13 protein-coding genes are annotated in these 16,719 nt (G+C 57.6%); 2 read left to right on the top strand and 11 right to left on the bottom strand.

What is annotated here, in order from left to right:
• Positions 1-16: 16 nt before the first annotated feature.
• The 8 genes from NG895_RS18840 to NG895_RS18805 form a co-directional block, all read right to left on the bottom strand.
• Complete coding sequence (locus NG895_RS18840) at positions 17-1,360, bottom strand: APC family permease (RefSeq protein WP_252854075.1); 1,344 nt, start codon at positions 1,358-1,360, stop codon at positions 17-19.
• Positions 1,361-1,570: 210 nt separating this feature from the next.
• Positions 1,571-2,722, bottom strand: coding sequence for a sulfotransferase (locus tag NG895_RS18835; protein ID WP_252854074.1), 1,152 nt, complete (start codon positions 2,720-2,722; stop codon positions 1,571-1,573).
• On the bottom strand, positions 2,719-3,129 hold the full coding sequence (locus NG895_RS18830; protein ID WP_252854073.1) for a hypothetical protein: 411 nt from the start codon (positions 3,127-3,129) through the stop codon (positions 2,719-2,721). Before NG895_RS18830 ends, NG895_RS18835 begins: the two co-directional genes overlap by 4 nt.
• 41 nt (positions 3,130-3,170) lie before the next feature.
• The gene (locus NG895_RS18825; RefSeq protein ID WP_252854072.1) at positions 3,171-3,377 is read right to left on the bottom strand and encodes a hypothetical protein; all 207 of its coding nucleotides are present in this window, start codon (positions 3,375-3,377) and stop codon (positions 3,171-3,173) included.
• A 2-nt stretch (positions 3,378-3,379) separates the two neighbouring features.
• On the bottom strand, positions 3,380-4,705 hold the full coding sequence (locus NG895_RS18820) for an arylsulfotransferase family protein (protein ID WP_252854071.1): 1,326 nt from the start codon (positions 4,703-4,705) through the stop codon (positions 3,380-3,382).
• Positions 4,706-4,962: 257 nt separating this feature from the next.
• Positions 4,963-5,439 carry a GtrA family protein gene (locus NG895_RS18815; protein WP_252854070.1) on the bottom strand — a complete coding sequence of 159 codons (477 nt, stop codon included), beginning with the start codon at positions 5,437-5,439 and terminating at the stop codon, positions 4,963-4,965.
• Positions 5,439-6,866 carry an FAD-dependent oxidoreductase gene (locus NG895_RS18810; protein WP_252854069.1) on the bottom strand — a complete coding sequence of 476 codons (1,428 nt, stop codon included), beginning with the start codon at positions 6,864-6,866 and terminating at the stop codon, positions 5,439-5,441. The genes NG895_RS18815 and NG895_RS18810 overlap by 1 nt, the downstream gene beginning before the upstream one ends.
• A 151-nt stretch (positions 6,867-7,017) precedes the next feature.
• Positions 7,018-9,021, bottom strand: coding sequence for a hypothetical protein (locus NG895_RS18805; RefSeq protein ID WP_252854068.1), 2,004 nt, complete (start codon positions 9,019-9,021; stop codon positions 7,018-7,020).
• A gap of 487 nt (positions 9,022-9,508) precedes the next feature.
• Here NG895_RS18805 and NG895_RS30935 point away from each other — a divergent pair, with 487 nt between their 5' ends.
• A complete protein-coding gene (locus tag NG895_RS30935) occupies positions 9,509-10,048 on the top strand; it encodes a zf-TFIIB domain-containing protein (protein ID WP_425267240.1) in 540 nt (179 codons plus the stop codon).
• Between the two features lie 377 nt (positions 10,049-10,425).
• On the top strand, positions 10,426-12,000 hold the full coding sequence (locus tag NG895_RS18800; RefSeq protein WP_341871469.1) for an SLC13 family permease: 1,575 nt from the start codon (positions 10,426-10,428) through the stop codon (positions 11,998-12,000).
• Between the two features lie 75 nt (positions 12,001-12,075).
• Here the strand turns inward: NG895_RS18800 and NG895_RS18795 are convergent, their stop codons facing one another.
• Genes NG895_RS18795 through NG895_RS18785 form a run of 3 tightly spaced genes read right to left on the bottom strand, consistent with a single transcriptional unit; the run spans position 12,076 to position 16,599 of the window.
• Complete coding sequence (locus tag NG895_RS18795; RefSeq protein WP_252854067.1) at positions 12,076-12,291, bottom strand: hypothetical protein; 216 nt, start codon at positions 12,289-12,291, stop codon at positions 12,076-12,078.
• A gap of 9 nt (positions 12,292-12,300) precedes the next feature.
• On the bottom strand, positions 12,301-12,789 hold the full coding sequence (locus tag NG895_RS18790; RefSeq protein WP_261361500.1) for a serine hydrolase: 489 nt from the start codon (positions 12,787-12,789) through the stop codon (positions 12,301-12,303).
• 39 nt (positions 12,790-12,828) lie between these two features.
• A complete protein-coding gene (locus NG895_RS18785; RefSeq protein WP_252854065.1) occupies positions 12,829-16,599 on the bottom strand; it encodes an NPCBM/NEW2 domain-containing protein in 3,771 nt (1,256 codons plus the stop codon).
• Positions 16,600-16,719 lie beyond the last annotated feature (120 nt).

Here is a 16,719-nt window from a genome sequence, read left to right as displayed (position 1 = left end):
GAGAAGTTTGTTGAAGCTATGCGTTGTCGTGCGATGACATCCTGTTCTTCTTGTGATGCCGCCGGACCAAGTGAATGGAACGCCCACTATAGGCGCGGTAGGTCACCTCAATGAGCAGGGAAACAGCGACCATGCCGACCAGGATCCACAACTGCCGGCGACTATGTGGGTTTTCATCGATTTGCAGGCACATGATGATCAGCGCGGCCCCACACGCCAGTGCGCCAAGGGCGGAAACCCATCGCCGCGACTGAGTTTCTCGAGCCAATCGAATGTTGGCTACGTTGACGGCCATAAAGATGAACAGGAAGCCGGCGCTGGCCATGGTAGAGATCGCGTTCAGCGGGACGAAGTTTGCCAAGAACAACGCCACGATGGCAAAGGCGAACATCCCTTCCAGCGGCAGGCCACGAATCTTTCGCTCGAGTTCCCGGGGCAGTTCTCCCGAGCGAGCCACTGTATAAGTAAGCGGGCCCGCACTGTACAACGTGGCGTTGATCGCCGAACCGCATGCCAACACCGCCGCTACGGCGATCATTGTTTGACCGGGCAATCCCATCAAACGATTGGCCACCACGGCCAAGGCGTGATCGCCCGCGGACACTGTGCTGTCAAAGGAAAGGTGCCCCAGCGTCACCATGGTGATCAATACATAGAACACGATCACTAGCAATACACCACCAACGTAGGCTACGGGCAGCGCACGGCGACGGTCCTTGATGCGGCCCGACGCATTGGCGATCAGCTCGAATCCTTCGTAGTTAAAGAAAACGACCATCGCCCCGGATACCATGGCAATAGGACGCACGAAGTGATCCGGACCCAGTCGTTCCCACACCATGGGAGTGCAGAACCCAACGATCACGAACATGGCCAGGATAATCATCTTGGTCAGATTCAATATGTTCTCCGAACGAATGACGTAGCTACCCCCCGCTACGTTCAAAATGGTGAGCAAGACAATGGCACTGCTCAAGAACAAGTGTTGCCAAAACTGTGCCTGCTCCGGAGCGAAAAAGCTCGCGCCGTAGCTTCCCAAGGCGTAAGCGTAGATCGCCACTAGCACCATGTAACTGAAGCAGAGCAGTATATTCGAGGCGCCCGTCAGGATACCCGTACCAAATCCGCGATTGAGGAACTCAACCGTGCCACCTTCGCCAGGATAGGCAATTGTCAGCTTCAGGTACGAGTAACTCGTCAGCAAGGCAACAACACCGGCGACGATAAAGGCTATGGGGACGGCCCCCTTGGTCAACTGAACGGCAAGCCCGGTTGTGGCGAAGATGCCGCCACCAACCATTCCGCCAATGCCGATCGAGAGCGTTGAGAGGGTTCCTAGTTTGTCCGAATCACCATCCATTACATACCGGACCGATTATGGAATGCTCGAATGCCTGATGACAGAAACGGCACCCCACGGAGACCAGTCCCACTGCACGGTTGACCGTATCGCGGACAACCTCGCGTCGCAATGTGGCATGCTTCACGGGAGATTGTCGTTTGCAGTGGGTTTGACTGTCAAGCAGGTTGATTCGATGCCGCCCAGTACGATCGCAGCAAGCATTCTCGCTCACGCGCCCGCTAAAGATGTCGCTACGTTGGCCAGTGATTGGAACCGATCCGCAACGGCACGAGTCTCGTCCTCGATGATCTGTTGCTCGGTGGAGTCAAACTGCGGTCGATAGTACTGAGGGCGGTGCAGTTTCGAGGCGTAGCGATCCACCAGATCTTCACTGTCATCCAGTTCGCAATGCTCGAAGAGTCGCGTAAGAGCTTCATGCGAGTGGTCACACAATTCCTCGTACTGAATGATGAGGACGTGCTCGCGGAGTTGGTCATCCGCTTCGATCTGGTCGGCTAGCGCCCCGTACAGGTGCGACCAGTACCGCGCCCATCCGCGGACCTCCTCGCCGTCTTCCCAGAGAGCGATAATGTCCTCAATTTCGGCGGTATTGCCCGCATTGATGGGAGTGCGATGGGCACCGAATTCGAAATGCCCGACGCGATCGAGGTAGTCCACCGATCGTGGGTGCTTCTCGGCTGCCGAGCGGAGTAGTTTATGCTGCTTCTGAAGCGAAGCGATCTGAGTCAGCGGCTTGCGGATAGGTAGCACGAAGCGTGCATCCGGAAAGACGTGGAGGAGGTAACCCAGCCGAGTGAGGTTGTAGTTGCCTTTCGAGGCGTAGCGCGTCGCCCCGCGAACCAGCAGCAGCTTTTGGATATGGTCGCGATAAAAACACTCGAAATCCCGATTTTTGCAATCTTCATCCAGGACGTTACTGTGAAGCGGATCGTGCAAGTCGTCGAAAAACTCCATCCACAGCATCTCTTCGATGGCTTCCGGGCTATCAGGCGTGATCATGATTCCATCGCCGTGAGCTCGCTCCATAGGTGGGGCGCCATCGTGCCGCAAGCCCCTCGTGGCCTGATCTGCCCACACCGGCGTGAAGATCGACCAGAAGTCGCGATAGGTATGCGTGGCCACCTTGGGGTGATCGGCAATGGCCTCGAGCAGAATGGTAGAGCCGGAGCGCGCGAGCCCGGCGATGTAGATGGGGCGATCGATCTCCACCGCATCCAGGCGATCTCTAAGCACGCTCGATTCGATCTGGCCGAGCCTTCGCCACAGGTGACGGGTAGCGTGGAGCGCGCTGGACAGCAGATGCTCGTGCAACGGGATGTCGAACGCCTGAAAGTCGTCTCGTGCGATGTTCGAGGTCATTTGATCTTAAACCGCCACTTGGCAATCACCGCCGACAACGTTAGAGGTATCCAGAAGGCAACCTGGCCTGCAGTCAGCCAAGCAGGAATCCAGTCTGACGCGAAGTTTTGCGAAGCGGTGAGTGTCGTATCCACCAACCACGCAACGCCCAGCACGGCCAGTCCCGCGCAGAGTGTAGGGATCAGGATCAGCCTGATTTGTTGCAGCGACAGCCCCATCGCGTGCCTAGCAAGTTTCCAGACCGCACCGAGGTCACTATCATCCAGCTGAATGAGTGCGGACTGAGTGGCCTTGATCTCCGTGCTCAGCGCAGCGACGCGTGCCTGCGGAGACAGCTTGCCGTAGAGCAACATGGCGCACAAGCCTGTTACGCAACCGGCAATAACAAGCAGGACGATGGATTCCACTTTCGTCTCTTCCAATGGGGAGGATTGTGGACGGTACGCGATTAGTTGCTGGCGGAATCGGCGGTACCAGGTTGATTCCGTCCATTGCGGAGCTTTCGCAACATCATCCGGATGGGCCAAATGGCAATGGCTCCCAGCGCAATGGCCAGCGTAGCTAGCAGCCCGAACAAGGCGGTCAGCATGGTCAGGCCGGGGCCAGGTCCGACGTACCCGAGGATCGGGAGCATCAAAGCGATGGCAGGAATCATAATTAGGGTCCCTTACTGGCAAGTGCCGAACTGGTCGCGTTGTTCAATGGGAATTGAATGTAGTCTGCCGGTAGGCGAACTGCTCCGCAGACGATCGCTATACTGGCCTGACCATCCGGAAGGGTCGCTGGATTGCGGTACTCCCAGCAGATGTCGCCATCGCGGGTAATTTCCAGGATCCGCCCCGCATCGGACTCGGTGATCAGTATGTTGTCGTTGGGTAGCAACTGCTGCGTCGACCGCACCAGGCTATACAGCGGTTCGCTCTGCGTGCCGGCATAGGACCAGACAATGGCCTGCGTTTCGGGGGCGATCTCCAAAATACGTGAGGGTCCGCCCAGGCCCGCATGTCCGTGATTGTCGAACAACATGACATTGCCGTTGGGCAGCACGTCTGGATCGTGTTGAGCTCGGTACGCACCACAACTCGCCCAGACAATCTGCTCACTATCCAGATCGAGAATGGCCAAGGCATTCCGCGAGCGGAACGAGAGCATGACCTGGCCGGCGGTGGCAAAATCGTGGTGGTCGGCAAATTCAGGTGTAATCAACTCCACGGTGTTCGTGTGCAGCAGATCCCATTCTTCACCGTCCACCGTAGTCAACAGGTCCACGTAGTCGGACTTAGAGATTGCATCCAGCAGCGACACTCGTTTGGTGACCTCTCCGTATGGAGACACTTGGAGTACGAAGTCGTCGAGAAGCACCCTGCCGAGATGCTCCGCTCCGGGCACCGGGGCGGTGTCCGCATCCCGCCACTCGTGGGCCAGCGTAGTAACCGAGCCATCGGAGCCTACCTGTAGGTCGTGGTGAATGTGATCGGCCACGCTCCAAATGACGTTCGAATCGCGATCGACCTTCACCAGCCCATAGCCCCATGGCGTGTCGCCCGCGGCTTCGTACATGGCGATCAAATCGCCGTTGGGAAACAGGTGCGCACGACGCCAATGGACGAAGGATGGGGGAACAGGACGATCGACATGTGGTGGATGTTTCCATAGATCCTGAAATGGCAGTCGCCAGGTGTGGCGTACCTGACCATCCATGTCGACCAGGAAGGCGGCGCAGTCGTGCCCCGACGTGTACAGTGTCCACCCGTTAAAGCACTTGTCTGGCTGGTAGCGGGTAACGCCGCGTCGCTCGAAACGGGGCTCGTGCCAGAGGTCAGTTTCTCGCAAGGACGACGAGGTGGCGATCTGCCGATGCACTGCCCGTGCGGCCGTGAAGGCGGGCTGCAGCCAAACCGAATAGGGGAAAAAGCGGAACTCGGTTACCGTACTACCCAGCAGGAAAAAGATGAACGCAATGCACGTGACGACCACGAACATGGCGGGACGTCGGGACGGGGTATTTGGTGTTGATTCCCGTTCGGCTTCGGTTGCAGTCACTGTCGGCGCAGGCATGCGGTATCACGCAGTTAAACACTGTTCTCAGATGGGTAGGAAGACAATCAAGCATAGGTCACACCTTTACTGTCGCTGGCCGCGGGGAGGAGAAATTTGCAGGCCTGACGGCAGGTATCTGCTTGACTTCCCCAAAAGTGCGGTTGGCTGAGGAGGGGACCATCAACGAACGGGTCGCTGCTTTATGACGGACTTGTGGCCAAGTCGGACTGTGTCGCCGCGAATGGCGAGCCCTTGGAAAAGAGCACGATCTTTCTGAGCGAGAAGTTCCAGATGGCGACCGCCACCAGGGCTGCCAATTTTGCCAATGCAATGTCTTGGCCAAGCAACTCTTTGCCAACCCATAGGATCAGTTCGGTCAGTGCTAGACCTGCGATGCCAATCACAAAAAACAGCGCAAACTCACGTTGGGCGTTCTGGAAACGCCGCTGGGCGAAAACCCACCGCACGCACAGCAAGTAGTTGACCGTTAAACCAGTCGTGTAAGCTATGGCGGCCGACGCCAGGTAGTTCCACTGCCAACTCAGCACAGCCACCATGAGCAGTGAATAGTCGATAGCAAACGCAACCAGTCCGACCAACGTGAATCGAAATGCCTGCACGGCCACGCTGTCGGAGGGCTGTTGCAGAAGTCGCTTCGCACTCGACTGCAGTCGCATCAGGATGCAGCCTCTGCCATGACTAGACCGGATGACGTAATCGTGGCTTCCTCCTGGTACGACTCATAGTCGGTGTTGACTGACCAAAGGTCCTGCTGCCCTTCGTTCAGGATCTGCTCGGCCGCCAGCAGTCCCATGAGGATGCTGTGATCCTGGTTGTTGTACTTGAAGGCGCCATAGCGGCCGATGGGAGTCAGTCCCTTCATCTCGCGGAGGTGGTCTACCAGCACCTGAAGGTGGCTCTGGTATCCTCGGGCGTACACCGGATACGACTTTGGAACCCGTACAACGGCACCTTCCAGGATCTTGGCGTCTCCCAGCAGACCGGTGGCCCGGAATTCCTGCTTGGCCCGCTCAATCAATTGATCGTCGGTTTCGTTCCACATTGCGTCGCCGTCATTGGCCCAGTACTCGAGTGAGACGATCGAGTTTTCTGAGGAACCGCAGATTTGGGGCACCCAGTTGCGGAAGTTGGTAATCCGTCCCACCAGCAGGTCCGGGTCGTGGACATACAGCCACTGGTCTGGGAACAGATCGCGATTGGCGATGTTCAGGTACACGAGCAAGGTATTGCGGAAGCTGAGCGAACTGGCTGCGTGCTCCACGGCTGTGGGGACGTGCTCTAGGCCTTTCATCAGCAGGGTGAGCGGCATGGTCGACACGACGTGGTCGCACTTCGTGTAGGTGCCGTCGGCCAGTTCCAAGCCGATCACGCGTTGTCCCCGATTGACGACCCGTCGTACCGGGCAGTTCAGCCGCACGCGGCCCAGTGCGGAGACATATTCCGCCATGCGGTCGTACACCAACCCGGTTCCTCCCAGCGGATAGGCGAATTGATCGACCAAGGTGCGGTGTCCACCGCGTCCCCATCCCAGGGCATCTTTAATTACGGCCGCCATCGACAGCTTTTTGATCCGTTGGGCGGCGAAGTCGGCATCCAAGTCCTGGCAGGAGATTCCCCAAAGTTTCTCGCTATACGATTTGAAGAATGTCTCGTACAGCCGGCGGCCAAATCGCCTTACGACCCACGATTCGAAGGAGTGATCGTCTTCCAGGGTTGGCGATATGCGCTCCCGCATGTAGCTCGTGATGCAAGCGGCGGCTTCGCCCAGGTACAGGTTGCGGAGGGCGTCGACCGGCTGCAAAGGATAGTGGAAGAATCGCTGCTTGTAGTAAATGCGAGTCAGTCGATCGACCATGGCGTAGTCGTCGCCGACGACTTCCAGCCAGAGTCGGTTGACCCGCGCGTCACTGCTGAAGAACCGGTGAGGACCAAGGTCGACGGTCTGGTCCCAGAGCTGGAACGACCGCGACATTCCACCAACCTCGCCGCTGGCTTCGTAGACCTCAACCTCTACGCCTTGCTTGGCAAGTTCGTAAGCGGCGGTCAGCCCCGCAGGACCTGCCCCAATAACACATACCTTCATTGGTGGAACTCCGATCTCTCTTCAAATGCCCACGTGGTCACATAGGTACTCTACCCCCTCCGTTCGTGTTAGCCGGGTGCGTGGAATCTAATAGCCCGAAATACAACCGGCACAATCGTCAGTGTCGGAAATATATGAGTCTGCTTGGTGATTAGGGTTCGTAAGAAAGCGCCCGATTGGAGTCCAGCGCATTGCGGATTCGTTGAGCATCATAGATGAATAGATGTCCGTTGGTCGCTGCATACCAGCCATCGAATTCGTTGGGCACAATTACCAGATCGATGTTCTCGTCCTGGCAGATCGCGATCAGGTCTTCTACCGTTGGCGGAGGCTCCTGCACCGCGCCAAAGATTCTTTTGATACCCTGCTTGTGATGCGGTTGGCATTTCGCTAGCCAGGGGCGGCGAATGTCGAGTTCGAATTTTCGAGTCAACTTCGCCCGGCGATCTCCCTCGATGGCCGTGCCCCGATTGAACATGTTGCCAGCCGTTTGTGGGATGGAGTAGAAACTGCTGCACTGTAGATCTATCCAGATTTGCTCAATGGGCGCCAGCGCCCAATACAGGACCGGAGTTTCGGACGTGCGCGCGTACTTTGTGTTCAGGTAACCTTCCACAAAGGAAATGTCCTTCATCTCTTCGCCCCCGATCGACGCGTAGAGCGAACTATTCGGGATCAGAAAGAACGCCGCGTTGAGCCCTAACCAGCCGCAGACAGCGACTCCGCCATACAGGCTGCGATTCCGCAGTATGACGCCAAGGGCGAACAACAGCGAAGCGGCCATCGCCCAGATGAGGATTGGCCCCAGGCTTGCCGGCAGGGCGGCTAGTCGCTCCAGAGGTGGGAAGCTGGCCATCAGGTCAACGTACGCAGTGCCGACGACCAAAACGCCCAGGGCGATTGCCAGGCACAGTGCTAGCATCGCGTAGCGGTGAAACGCAACTGCTTGTGCTTCGTTGCTGGAGCTGGCCGAGAGTTGGCGGCAGTACGCCGCTACAACCAGCAGGAAGATCGTCACCAGTTGGACAGGGTTCAACGACTGGACGGCGAAGCCCACCAGCACCGCCACGGTGACTCGGACCCCAACCTTTGACATTTGCCTGCGGAGCAGGAGTTCGAGCAACGCAAACAGCACGGGAATCTGTACCATCTGCAGAGGCCACAGAGCGCGATATGCCTGTCCCTGCAGCAATAATCGATAGGGCAGGAATGGCGCTACGAGTCCTACCGCCAGGCCGATCGCCGCTAGAAGCATGATGCAATCGAGTAATCGCCGCGAGTTGGCCGGCAGGCGTGCCCACATGCGTCCGGCGGTGACGATGGCAAAAGCCATAGCCACCGCTGCCCAATCGGCCAACTGCCAACTTGTCGGTACTCCGTAGGGATTGGTATCCGTGGCGTGGTGTCGCCATTGGGCATCCATGTGACCTAACACCGCGGTGCCAAGGGGCTCGATGAACAGCACGCTGGTCGTGACGACGAGCACTGCGAGTACTCCCCCAGCGAAGTGTACCGGCTTCATCCGTGACATCAGTTCGTAAGCTACCCAAATACAGAGTCCGCTGAATCCCATGATGGGATGCAGTAGCATCGACAGTACGACGCAGAGCAGTGACGCGAGGTGACGCTCCGCCAGCAGACGCTCCAGCGCGAGCACAACCAGCGCTACCGCCCAGATGCGCGGCGTAAGAAAGTTTTCGTTGACGTGGAAGGTTTTCCAGCCGCCGAACGCCAAGGGATTCACCGCCATATAGATCAGGGCAGCCACCGCAGCGAGACGTTGTCGCAAGAGCGCTGGGTTGAACTTGGTGAGGGCCAGCAACCAGAGAGCGTTGCCGCCTAAATAGAGCAGAAAAAAAGCGGTTGGCACACCAATCCACGCTGCCATGGGGCCGCTGATCTGGGAAAACAGTGAGTACTTGTCCTGCGAGCCGTACTTGAGAAACAGATCGTTGGAGTAGACCTCGGGATGCAGGTGGTCCAGCACTTGAACGGCATACAGACGGGCATCGTGCACGATGCCCGCGTACGGCCGGAAGATCGCCCCGGCAAGCAGCATCGACAGCAACAGCAGGCCTGGGCTTTTGATGAGCCTTCGCGTAACCGACAACAGTCCAATCCGCTGAGGCAGTCGAGTGGGTTCGGTTGTTCCCATGTTATCGATGACATCGATTGAAGGACAAATGCGCTTCGGCAGCCCGCGCCGGGAGGTATCCACAGAACTCTAGAGCGCCCGGAGGGCTAGTGCGGAGTCGTTTTGTAGAAGTAGCCAGCCGAAGCTTCGAAGCAGCGTGTGCTGAGTATCTCAAGTGGTCGTCAAAGCCAGGCTTCGCTCGCTGCAAAGTGTCCTGGCGTGTACTGCGCTTTGCGCAGACTCAATCGGTGGTAGAGGAAGATTGCCCTTGCGAGTTGCTACCGGCGGGTGTGATCGGCCTGGTGATGCCGGCTTTGACTGCGAACCCACACAGATGCTTGTTTCCACCTCCGTTGGCCTGCTGCGCTCGGTGGTGTGCCCAGCAAGAACCGAGACTAAGACTTTCTCCTATCAATGCCATGAAAGCCAATTGAATGCAAAGCTGCCGCCGGGCGGATGAGTCTGGCAGTCCCCTTCCGATGAACGGGACTCGCACAGATATAATTCAATGAGACGCCCTGCGAGTTGGAATTTGCGATCGGCATCGCGACAACCTGTGATGCCGCTCTCGCTGAATGATGCAAGGTGTCTGGCTGGGCGACGAGGAGTCGCAGAAAGGAGGAGGGAGATGAACTGCCCACGGGATGGCGCGGCGCTAGCCGACGCAAAAATTAATGAGTGCAGGTTGGGGAAGTGCCCGGCATGCCATGGTCTTTGGCTCGATTCGGGGGTGATGGAGGACCTTTTCAAGCTTCCCGGCGCGAAAGTCGAGTCCTGTGTCCAAGTCTTGCCAGGAACGGAGGATGGGGCTCCACCGCACATGACAGGCTACATGCGGTGCCCGAGATGCATCGACGGCCGGCTACAAGGAATCACCTACACCCTGGCTAACTCCATTCGCATCTACCGATGTGAGAATTGCCTGGGCCTATGGATGGATGAGACCGAACTGGATGCTATTCTCCGTGAAGAGAAGTGGCTCAAGTCCGCCTACTCTCCCGATCACCTTCGGCAACACCTGGGACGGCGGGTCAGGCCGCATGCTTGAGGGTGTCGAGCAACGCAGTTCGTTGGAGGAGGCACACAAAACCTGAGCGATCTGAGCGAGGATATGTTCGCACGTCGTTCGGCGTGAAGGACAGCCATCGTAACTGTCGTACGACCGCCTTCTCAGCGCGCCACTCAAACTGCTTGCGGGTGGATTTCTCTGAAATGCGGTATCTGCGCGAATTTTCGCAGATACCGCTTAGGCAAGAAAACCTACTGCAATGCGTCTGTTGCCTTCCCTGCGGAAACCTATGCTCCCGCCGCCGTTTGGACGGAGTCGTTCGAACCACTAGACTGTCAAACTGGAAGCCAAGGTTGGTGATAGCTGCTTTCTGTTTTGAGCGGGCTCGCTCAGGCGGCATTTACCAAGACTGATTGATGCTCTGGGCATCTCCGGCCCCAACGGAGAGAATAAGGGGGCTGGTATCGTGTTGCCGTTGCTGCACGACACCTGCCGGCGGTGCTCGTAGTTGGCGGATCCTGCGAATTTGCCATCGACTGCGAGCCCCTCCCGTTTTGCGAAACCATGAGGTTGCGAGTGTGACTGCTGCCAAAGGAGAATCAGACGAGAGCATCCCAACGCGGCTGAAACGTTGGATGTTATTTGCAGGGCCATTGATCGCCGCAGCAGTGGGGGTATGGGTGTGCAGTGCTCTCGCCTCCAGTGAAGCGGGATGGACTGCCGGCGTGGCAGCTCTGTGTGCATTGTGGTGGGTGACTGAACCGATTCCGATCCCCGCGACTTCGCTGCTCCCCTTGGCCGCCTTTCCGCTGGTAGGTGTTCTAAGCCCTACTCAGGTCGGTGAATCCTTTGGCAGTCCTCTGGTGCTGTTAATGATGGGCGGATTCATGCTTTCCACTGCGATGACCCGCAGCGGCGCACACCGACGAATATCGTTGCAGATGGTGAGGCTGTGCGGGCATAGCAGCGGACGCAGGCTGGTGTTTGGATTCATGGCTGCCTCTGCTCTGCTGAGCATGTGGATTTCCAACACGGCGACGGCGATCATGCTGCTGCCCATCGCGCTGGCCGTCGCCGAACAGACGGACGAGAAGCGTTTGGCGAATGCACTTTTGCTTGGCATTGCCTATGGAGCCAGTATCGGTGGTATTGGCACGCCAATTGGCACTCCACCCAATCTGGTCTTCATGGAAGTCTACGCGTTGACTACGGGTACCGAGCCGACATTTGTCGGCTGGATGAGTTGGTCGCTGCCCATCGTGGCGGTGATGGTACCATTAGCAGCGATCTGGTTAACGCGGTCGCTCGGCAAGCAGGCGAACATCACCCTACCCGATGTGGGCGAGAGGCGACCGGAGGAGGTCCGCACGTTGGCAGTGTTCGCCGTGACCGCCCTGCTCTGGACCACCCGGACAGGTCCTTGGGGAGGTTGGAGCGAATGGGTGAATTTGCCCGGCGCCAATGAAGCTAGCGTGGCGCTGCTGGCCGTCTGGGTGATGTGCCTTATTCCCAACGGCAAGGGAGAAAAGCTGCTTGACTGGGAGACGGCAGTAAAAATCCCCTGGGGAGTCTTGATCCTGTTTGGCAGTGGCATCGCCATTGCCAAGGCGTTCACGCTATCTGGACTGAGTGAGTTTATCGGCCAGTCGCTATCCTCGCTGATGGATCTTCCCACGCTGCTACTGATTGTCGTTATCTGCCTGGCGGTCACGTTTCTCACCGAGATCACCAGCAACACCGCGACGGCGACGTTGCTAATGCCCATTCTGGCAGCGGTGGCGACTTCCAACCAAGTGGATCCAAGGTTGCTGATGGTTCCTGCCACAATCAGCGCAAGTTTTGCCTTCATGTTGCCGGTGGCGACACCTCCAAATGCGATCGTCTTTGGCTCCAACCGGTTGACGATCCAAACGATGGTGCGGGAAGGACTCTTACTGAACCTGCTGGGTGCGGCCGTCGTTTCTGTGTTGTGCTATTGGTTGCTTGGGTAAGGCGAATGGTGTCACGACGTACGGGCTTTGATGTAAATGTGGCGCCAACCTCCACCGGCCCAATTCAGCCGGCAGCTACTCCTCTGCTACCGCCGCCGTCACGGTCTGAAAGAAGCTAGATAACCACTCCGCACTTCGCGGGCCGCTGTTCTTGCGCACTTGAGTGATGATGAGTTGCTGCTCGGGGCCGACGATCAGAATGCACCCTGAGAGTGAGCCATGTCCTATGATGCGAGGACTGAACAGCAGGTCTTCCGGTGCATCCGAGTTGCCTGGGGCACCTTCCCTCACATGATTTCTTCAGGGCAAACCGATTCCTTCCTCAACGACGTTTCCCTGCTCGGCGACCTGCAGCGGTTCTGGCAGGAGTTGGTTGAACGTCTCGGGTCGGATGAATTGCAGACGGCCGTAGCTGCCATCGTTGGCGATCCATTGGGCAAGGATCGCCAGTTCCATCGCCGTGCAATGGCCGTCCGAACTAGCGTTACCCATGGGGACGTCGCCAAATCCAAGAGGGCGGAAAAGATGTTCGTCGTACAGCCGAACAGCGCACTTGCCACTGACGATCTCCATCGCCTTGGCAACAAGCTCGTATCCTTGGCCGCTATATGCGTGTTTTTGGTTTGGCCGGTTGACGTCAATGGCGTTGAGAATCACGCTCTCGAAATGAGAATTTCGCATGCCACCGAAGTCGCTATGGCCAGTCAGGCCACTGGTGTGAGTAAAACACTGCCTAAGGGTGGGCACGCAATTGTCGTCCTTTGGATAGTCGGGGAAAGAGTCCGCCAGGGAATCTTTGAGTTCCTAAGCACTCTTGCGATTCGCCAGCTACAGAATCTGCAACGTTAACCGGTCGAAAAAGCCATCCGCCAATTCAGCAGATCCGAAGTTGTCCAGTTGCTCGAATGCTTGGTCCACCGCATCCAACTGCAGGCTGGACATGGCAGCTGCCTGAAAGTGACTGTCGACCTGTGGAGAGTTCAGCAGTAGCTGAAGTGACTGGAACCAATGTCGATCGCTGCTGGCTAACCCCTCGCTCTCAATGCCCGCTTGATGGCGTTCGCCATTTTGATAGCCACCCGTTCGCTCACCACCTAATATCGGAGCCAAGACACCTGCCCCATTCATCCCACTGAGACTTACTTCCGCCTCTCCAGCTAGCATCTCGGGCGAGGTGGTGCCAGCATCGCTGTCCGCCGCGACGTTGCTAAGCATTCCCGCGTCGCCGGTGCTCTGCTCGCTGGCCACGACAAGTGCACTCACTGGTGCCGGATTCAACTCACCCAGGAGCTCGGAGAACACGGCCACTCCGGGCGTTTGTTCGAACGACGAACTCTCGCCAAATGAGAGCGACAGTCCTTCCAGGGGATCATTTGTGTCGAACAGCATCCCCAAAGAGAATATTTGTCCCGGCGCCATCGTCAGTGAATCCAGCGCGTTCAGTTCGTTGAGCGCCGTTGGGCTAACTCCAGCCTCCTCCCAGCCTGTCAGACCCTGGTCTTCGAAGCTGTTCCAATCTCCGTCCTCCGGCAGCAACGAGGCGCCATGTGAGGCGATCGTATAGCCTACCAGATCAAGCTGCGAGTCGGTGTCGTTCTTCAACCAGCCTTCTCCCGTTGTGGGATCGACGAACAGAACCAGGTTGTCCAGGAACACCGAGTCGCTCGATCCAGCACCGAGGTTGTTCCGCCATGTTGTGTAGTCCGCGAGTCCAACTTGCCCATCACCATTACCATCAGCGGCTAAACTCGACGACGATCCGAAGCTGCTTTTCCAAAGTTGATAGTCTGCCTGAGTGACGATTCCATTGCAATTGTAGTCACCGGCAAGCGGGTTCAATAAGGCGTCGAGTGAAATTGGTGCGTTGTTCTGCTTGAGCCAACGCGCGTTGAGTACTGACCAGTCGTCGATGTCGGTGTCGCCATCGAAGTCCAAATCGCCAAGTTCTACCCGCTCTTGAAGCGGGAGCGATGAACCATCGGTGCCCCAGCCGGCGGCAAACGCTAAAGCATCATTAAGATCCAAGAAGCCATCGAGGTTGACATCCGCCGCGTAGAAGGGGAGCAACCCGGCTTCCTCGACCGAGCCACTGACGACACGCGCATCGGCCCAGTCCGCGTGGTCCAAACCGTTGCCGTTGCCAGCGTTGTCGACTACTAGCAACAGGTTTTCGACGCCTGTGATGTCGACATTCACCGTTTCGGTGTCCGAAGCACCCGTCAGCACTCCGCTAGTGTAAATTTCGTTGCCATCGGCGAATACGCGAAATACGACGGAGCCACCGTTGCCCGTTTCGTCGTCCACTCCGATATCGGAAATGAAGCGTGTGTACTGCCCGCTGAGGTCATAGGCCACCTCGGAGTATGCGTGGACGCCAAGGCCCTTTTCATATTCCACCCCGTTGAGAGTAATCGTATTTCCGTCACCGCCGACGTCTTCGCCATTGCTGGTGTCGTATTCGATGGGGCCCCAGCCGTTGGGTGGACCGTTGGGAGTGGCATCGTTGTTCGATGGCGTGAGATCGCTGAGGTAAACGCCGACATCCGAGAAGTCGCGATAGAGCGCCACATACGCCGTGTTGAGTTCGGGGGTCGGTATTGTCCTCAACTGATCCGTTTCGCCGTCCAACCACTGCGAGAACAAGGCCGTTCCCTCCCCATATGGTACTTGGGCAGGAGCCTCCAGGGACCGGTTGACGTTGATCACACCGGTGATGTTGATTGGTGTCTCCTTCGGCTGCCCGTCGACGGCTATCGATGATCCTTCGACATTCGACACAGGAGTGAACACGCTGGTTTCCGGATAGATGTCGCGAATGACTTCGGTCTCGAGACCGGCCGAGTCCTTCGCAATCAGGTGGATGCGGAACCACACATTTGAAGCGGTCTCGCTGTTAACAGGCACTTCGAACTGGCCACCTGAAATGCCGGACGTAGGTGGCAAGAAGGGATGCAGGTGGGTGTCGTGATGGAAGTCGATCTGCCACGTAAGCGACGCTGCATCCAGCTCGCCATCTTCGGCGTCGGTGGCCATGCCGGAGAAGTCGATGATGTCGCCGGCGCGATAGGTGGTACCTTCCAGAGGCAAGGCAATCTCAGCCAAGGGCGGCGTGTCCGCCGTCACATCGAGCGCGGCTGCGGCGCTTGTTTCCATGCCATAACCATTCGATACCACCACGCGGAATTGCGCGTCGTCGTCGCTCAACGAGACGTTGGGTACCACAAGCTCCGATGAGGTGGCATCGGGAATGTCCATAAATCCGCCGCCGTTGTCACGCTGCCACTGGTATTCAAGGGGAGAACTGCCTGCGGCACTAACGTTGAAAGTTACGTCGTAGCCAACAGACGCCAGCACGTCGCCCGGCTGCTGAATAATCTGTGGTGGAATGGCGGCTGCGTATTCCACTTTGAGCACCTGCCCCGTACCAATGCCGGGAGCACCGCCAGCACCGGCACCTCGGGCGATATAGTACATCGATCCATCCGCCGCGAACTCGATATTCATCGGGTAAGCGGCAGCGGTGATGAAGTCGCTCACGTCATTTGAGTTGTCCGGATCGACCACCTGAATGGTGCCGCCGCAAAACTCGGAAAAGAAGTACTGCCCTTGGTACTCGCTGGGAAACTGCGATACGGCGGCACTATTGAAGGCTCCACCGGTGATCGCACAACCTTCGCTGTGGCTGTAGGCATAGAAGGGATTGGTCAGGTTGGGATAGGTTCCGGTATCAAAGTACCCCTCGGTCGTGGGCCAACCAAAATTTAGACCCGCCGTGGTGGCCTCGTTGATCTCCTCCCATGAACCCTGGCCAACATCATTGATGAAGTAGCGGGACGTCGCGGGGTCGACGTCGCCGCTGTAAGGATTCCGCAATCCAGACGACCAGACGTAGTCGATCCAATCCACATCGCCTGGGGCGTTGCCATTCCAGTCATTGCCGCCGGGGGGATTGTTGTCGGCGGGGTCGTAATATGGATTATCCGTGGCGGGCGTACCGTCGACGTTCATCCGCAGTATCTTCCCCATCGGCGCATTGTTGTCTTGCACCAGGGTGTTGTTGAGATGGTCGCCTATCTGCACGACGAGAGTTCCATCGGGCAGAAAATGCACCGCGCCGCCCATGTGCCAGATGGGATCCTGGTTCTGAGGCAGCGTCGAAAAACCGGGCAGATCGAGCAAAACCAATTCGCTGCCAGGGACGATGGTGTTTTCGGTCAACGGATCGACCGTCAAACGGCTTACACGATTGTGGCTCTCGGGCGAGGCAGCCGTATAGTAGACGTAGATGTAGCCGTTGTTTTCGAAGTCGGGGTCGAGCTCTAAGCCTTGCAAACCACGTTCGCCGGAGCCATCCGCGTCGAGTTGAATGGCAATGCCGGGCGCCATTTGATCGTTTTCGATGACTTGAATGCGGCCATCTTGAAACGCCAACCAGATACGTCCGCTGTCTTCAATGTCGAATGTGATGGGACTGGTGAGGTTGGAGGCGACGATCGACTCGGTGAAGCCGGCCGGCACATTGGCCAACAGGTTGCGATCTTCCAGAGCTTCAAAGCGGCAACGACGTCGCGAATAACCGGACTTGGAGAGCTTGGCCATCTTGTTACCGCCATCAGATGAGAAACGAAGTCTGTGTAGCAATGGTTTGCTATTTACCTTGTGACAAACGCCACGGTCGTCAGAGACGACCGTGGCGCGGCTCAATAGCTTCAGCAGGAG

The sequence above is a fragment of the Aeoliella straminimaris genome, from assembly GCF_024054565.1.
GTDB classification, from domain to species: Bacteria; Planctomycetota; Planctomycetia; order Pirellulales; family Lacipirellulaceae; genus Aeoliella; species Aeoliella straminimaris.
Note: the sequence above shows the minus strand (reverse complement) of the source record. Positions and strands in the feature narration are given on the sequence as shown.

Bases quoted from the DNA above. Each gene is read 5' to 3' on its own strand.
- NG895_RS18785 (WP_252854065.1), bottom strand. From the start codon at position 16,599: ATGGCCAAGCTCTCCAAGTCCGGTTATTCGCGACGTCGTTGCCGCTTT.
- NG895_RS18820 (WP_252854071.1), bottom strand. From the start codon at position 4,705: ATGTTCGTGGTCGTCACGTGCATTGCGTTCATCTTTTTCCTGCTGGGT.
- NG895_RS18835 (WP_252854074.1), bottom strand. From the start codon at position 2,722: ATGACCTCGAACATCGCACGAGACGACTTTCAGGCGTTCGACATCCCG.
- NG895_RS18805 (WP_252854068.1), bottom strand. From the start codon at position 9,021: ATGGGAACAACCGAACCCACTCGACTGCCTCAGCGGATTGGACTGTTG.
- NG895_RS18825 (WP_252854072.1), bottom strand. From the start codon at position 3,377: ATGATTCCTGCCATCGCTTTGATGCTCCCGATCCTCGGGTACGTCGGA.
- NG895_RS18810 (WP_252854069.1), bottom strand. From the start codon at position 6,866: ATGAAGGTATGTGTTATTGGGGCAGGTCCTGCGGGGCTGACCGCCGCT.
- NG895_RS18840 (WP_252854075.1), bottom strand. From the start codon at position 1,360: ATGGATGGTGATTCGGACAAACTAGGAACCCTCTCAACGCTCTCGATC.
- NG895_RS30935 (WP_425267240.1), top strand. From the start codon at position 9,509: ATGAGACGCCCTGCGAGTTGGAATTTGCGATCGGCATCGCGACAACCT.
- NG895_RS18800 (WP_341871469.1), top strand. From the start codon at position 10,426: ATGCTCTGGGCATCTCCGGCCCCAACGGAGAGAATAAGGGGGCTGGTA.
- NG895_RS18815 (WP_252854070.1), bottom strand. From the start codon at position 5,439: ATGCGACTGCAGTCGAGTGCGAAGCGACTTCTGCAACAGCCCTCCGAC.